Genomic DNA, 2292 nt, shown 5'->3' with positions numbered 1-2292 from the left:
CTTCCGTGGGGGTCGGCGTCGGGTCGCCCTCGTCCTGGCCGGGATCCTCCTGCCCGGTGTCGCCCGCGGGGTCGCGCCCTTCCTCGGCTCCGCCGCCCACGAGCCGGCCGACCGAGGTGCCGGCCCGGTCGTCGCCGTGCCACCAGCCGGCGAGCGCGGAGCCGCTGGCCAGTTCGAGCCCGGTGATGACGGCCATCGCCAGCAGGAAGACCCCGCAGGCGGCCGCCGCCGTGTGGCGGAACGCGCGCCGGGGCCGGGGCGCGTGGGGCGGTGACGCCTCGCGCTCGGTGGGGCGCACGCGCAACCTGTCGAACAGGTGCTGGAATATGGCTCCGCCGGCGGTGGCCACCACGCTCATCACACCGGCGCCGATCACCGTGCCGAACACCCCGAGCCCCGAGGCGAGCACCGCGCCCGCGACCGCTGCCGTCGCGCTCGCCGCGACCTGGGGCACCGTCAGCTCGATCCCTCCGCGCCGCCGTTCCGCTCCCTCGCCGCCAGGATTCTTTACCCGAGGTTCCACCGTTCGCCTCAATCCACACACTCTTCGCAACGTACCCACGAAGTAGACATGTGGCGCGCGAGGATAGTTCCGATTTCAGGGCTTCTGTGAGCCTTGCCACCCAAAGGAGCGGGAGTTCCGCGCGTCAACTCCCTTGACCCGGGACAACTTCTGGAGCGCCGAACCCCACCCGGGTGGCCCCAATGGAGTAGTGTGACCACACCTGGCCTTGGCCGCCTTATGACCCACGCGCCGCGCGGCGCCCGCGCCGGTCACCGCACGTGGCAAAGTGGTGACTGTGCCATAACGGCGGCTCAAGTCCATGGCCCGACACGCCGGGCAAGTCGGCAAGGTTGTGGCAGGCTGCACCCGGGCAGGTCACACTCGTCTAGCGGGAGCAGCGACGTACGTGACGTCGGCAGGCACCACCGGGAGGTCCTCGTGCCCGAACTGCGTGTCGTGGCCGTGAGCAATGACGGCACACGTCTGGTGCTCAAGGCTGCCGACAACACGGAATACACCCTTCCGATCGACGAGCGGCTGCGCGCCGCGGTGCGCAACGACCGGGCCAGGCTCGGCCAGATCGAGATCGAGGTGGAGAACCACCTCCGGCCGCGCGACATCCAGGCCCGGATACGAGCCGGCGCCACCGCCGAGGAGGTGGCGCAGTTCGCCGGCATCCCCGTCGACCGGGTGCGGCGCTTCGAGGGCCCGGTGCTCGCCGAGCGCGCCTTCATGGCGGAGCGGGCCCGGAAGACCCCGGTGCGGCGCCCCGGCGAGGCCGCGGGGCCCCAGCTGGGCGAGGCGGTCGCCGACCGGCTGCTGCTGCGCGGCGCCGACAAGGACGCGATCAGGTGGGACTCGTGGCGCCGCGACGACGGCACCTGGGAGGTGTTGCTCGTCTACCGGGTCGCCGGCGAGACGCACTCGGCAAGCTGGATGTTCGACCCGCCGCGCCGCCTGGTGCAGGCCGTGGACGACGAGGCACGGGCGCTGCTCGGCGAGACCGACGACACGCCCGAGCCGAGCACGCCGTTCGTGCCGCGCATCGCCCGGCTACCCCGCGAGGGCGACCGGCCCGCGAGCCGGCTGGCCTCGGCCGGGGAGGAGCCGGACTCGCTTACCAGCCTGCTGGAGGCGGTGCCGAGCTTCAGGGGCGACCTGGTCGTGCCGGAGCCCGCCGCCTCGGCGCCAGGCCCCGGCGACGACCTGGTCGAGGAGGAGGCCCCGGCCGAGGGCCCGCCGGGCCGTGGCCCGGCCGCCCCGGCGGCCAGCGCCGGCTCGACCTACGCGGACGTGCTGATGCCGCGCTCGGTCGGCGGGCACCGCGAGCGGCTCACGGGCAACACGGACCGGCAGGCCGAGGCGGACGGCGTCCGGCCCGGCCGCCGCGCCGCCGTCCCCAGCTGGGACGAGATCGTCTTCGGCACCCGCCGCAAGAAGAAGGAGTAGCGCCGGCGCACCGGCCCTCAGCCTGGCTGGGGGCCGGTGGCCACCGGGCGGCTCCGGTCGGCCGTCCAGCCGCTCCAGGAGCCGGGGTAGAGCGCGGCCACCACGCCGACCTCGGACAGCGCCAGGACCTCCTGGGCCGCCGAGACGCCCGAGCCGCAGTAGACGCCCACCTCGACGCCCGGGACCACGCCGAGATCGGCGTAGTGCGCGGCCAGCTCCGCCGCCGGCCGGAACCTGCCGTCTTCGCGCAGGTTCTCCGCGGTCGGGGCCGACACCGCGCCCGGGATGTGGCCGGCGACCGGATCAATCGGCTCCACCTCCCCCCGGTACCGCTCCCC

2 protein-coding genes and 1 pseudogene are annotated in these 2292 nt (G+C 74.4%); 1 reads left to right on the top strand and 2 read right to left on the bottom strand.

From position 1 onward, the window contains the following. Positions 1 to 454: pseudogene (locus E1265_RS35655) on the bottom strand (hypothetical protein); the annotation flags it as partial. A 489-nt stretch (positions 455 to 943) separates the two neighbouring features. Between E1265_RS35655 and sepH the strand changes: the two are divergent. Continuing rightward, positions 944 to 1954 carry a septation protein SepH gene (gene sepH / locus E1265_RS35650; RefSeq protein WP_132935089.1) on the top strand — a complete coding sequence of 337 codons (1011 nt, stop codon included), beginning with the start codon at positions 944 to 946 and terminating at the stop codon, positions 1952 to 1954. A gap of 17 nt (positions 1955 to 1971) precedes the next feature. Here sepH and E1265_RS35645 read toward each other — a convergent pair. Next, positions 1972 to 2292: rhodanese-like domain-containing protein (locus tag E1265_RS35645; protein WP_279571499.1), on the bottom strand; the 321-nt coding region annotated here is incomplete at its 5' end.

This window comes from Streptomyces sp. 8K308, from assembly GCF_004348315.1.
GTDB lineage: Bacteria > Actinomycetota > Actinomycetes > Streptomycetales > Streptomycetaceae > Streptomyces.
This window is presented reverse-complemented; position numbering and strand designations above follow the sequence as displayed.